Source organism: Pantoea sp. CTOTU49201, assembly GCF_032054795.1.
GTDB classification, from domain to species: Bacteria; Pseudomonadota; Gammaproteobacteria; order Enterobacterales; family Enterobacteriaceae; genus Pantoea; species Pantoea symbiotica.
The window spans coordinates 1-1,830 of record NZ_DAMBSA010000612.1; the positions used below are offsets into that span (position 1 = coordinate 1).

Here is a 1,830-nt window from a genome sequence, read left to right on the forward strand (position 1 = left end):
AACCTCAGCCTCGGATATGCCCTCACCTATCTGGTAGGTTTAGTCAGCCTGATTTTTGGCGCCCGCTATCTGCCGCGCCTGCAGCATCAGGATCTGCCGACTTGCGCGCAGCAAATCGCGCGCGAGCGCGGCCTCGACGCTGATAGCCAGCGCAAAGTGTTTCTACCGGTGATCCGCGCGTATCGCGTGGGTCCGGAACTGGTGGAGTGGAGCGGCGGTAAAAACCTGCGCGAGCTGGGCATTCATCGCCAGACCGGCTGCTACATCGAGCGTCTGCGCCGCAACGGCATTCTCGCCAGCCCGGACGGCGACGCGATGCTGCAACTGGGCGACGATATCTCGCTGGTGGGTTATCCCGATGCGCATGCGCGCCTGGATCCTAGCTTCCGTAACGGCAAAGAGGTATTCGATCGCGATCTGCTGGATATGCGCATCGTCACCGAAGAGATCGTGGTGAAAAACCATAACGCGGTGAACAAGCGCCTGAGCCATCTCAAACTGACCGATCACGGCTGCTTCCTTAACCGCGTGATTCGCAGCCAGATCGAGATGCCGATCGATGACAGCATTATGCTCAACAAAGGTGATGTGCTGCAGGTGAGCGGCGAAGCACGTCGCGTCAAGAGCCTGGCCGATCGCATTGGTTTTATCGCTATTCACAGCCAAATCACCGATCTGCTCGCCTTCTGCGCCTTCTTTATTGTCGGCTTAATGATCGGCATGATCACCTTCCAGTTCAGCAATTTCAGCTTTGGCATCGGTAACGCCGCTGGATTGTTGTTCGCGGGCATCATGCTCGGCTTTATGCGCGCCAACCATCCGACCTTTGGCTACATCCCGCAGGGTGCGCTGACGATGGTGAAAGAGTTTGGTTTGATGGTGTTTATGGCGGGCGTTGGCCTGAGCGCGGGCAGCGGTCTGCAGCACGGTTTTGGCAGCGCCGGTGCGTTGATGCTGGTGAGCGGCTTACTGGTGAGTTTGCTGCCGGTGGTGATTTGCTATCTGTTCGGCGCTTATGTGCTGCGCATGAACCGCGCCCTGCTGTTTGGTGCCATCATGGGCGCGCGCACCTGTGCGCCGGCCATGGAGATCATCAGCGATACTGCGCGCAGCAGCATTCCAGCCTTGGGCTATGCAGGAACTTATGCGATTGCTAACGTTTTGCTGACGCTGGCCGGTACCTTGATCGTGATAATCTGGCCGCTTTTGCCTTTATAAAAATATTTTCGCGCTGTCCAGAACTTTCTTTGGGGGGCGCAGTCTGAATAAGTGCCACTGCTTTTCTTTGAAATCCCCAAATTGTGGAGCCCGCCGGTCACTGACTTGCGGGTTTTTTTATGGCTGCGATTTGGCGGGTTAAATACTTATCGGCGCTGCCGCTGCAACGAATCTCGCAGGTGCGAGAGTTCGTGATCGGTTTTCAGACCCAACTTGCGCATCCCTGCTTGTTTCTGACCGCTGATGGTCTTAATGCTGCGGGAAAATTTCTCAGCAATTTCAGTTACCGTTAGGCCTTCCAGTAAGCAGTTCATCACGTCTTGTACCTTCGGTGACAAAACCGCAAGCTGAGACTCTGAGGTCCACGCTTGTACTATTGGCTTCTGCATCGCTTCTGCCGACACCACACGTTCATGAATTTGCGCCAACTGAAGTGCCATCAGTGGCTCAAGATAGATATTACCGCTCCCAACCACCTGCACCGCATTCAGTAACTCGCTCTCTGAAGCCGTTTTACTGATAAATCCACTGGCACCGTAACGCAAAGCCTGCGCCACCGTCGCACTGTTGTAAAAGTTTGACGCCACCAGTATGCGCATACTTTGATTACGC

2 protein-coding genes are annotated in these 1,830 nt (G+C 55.2%); one reads left to right on the forward strand and one right to left on the reverse strand.

Annotation, left to right across the window (positions count from 1 at the left end):
• The coding region (locus tag RTY00_RS24420) for an aspartate:alanine antiporter (protein WP_312666695.1) at positions 1-1,218 on the forward strand (1,218 nt) is incomplete at its 5' end.
• Between the two features lie 146 nt (positions 1,219-1,364).
• On the opposite strand, the gene RTY00_RS24425 is transcribed toward RTY00_RS24420, so the two are convergent.
• A partial coding sequence (locus RTY00_RS24425; protein ID WP_312666696.1) for a response regulator transcription factor occupies positions 1,365-1,830 on the reverse strand: 466 nt, incomplete at its 5' end.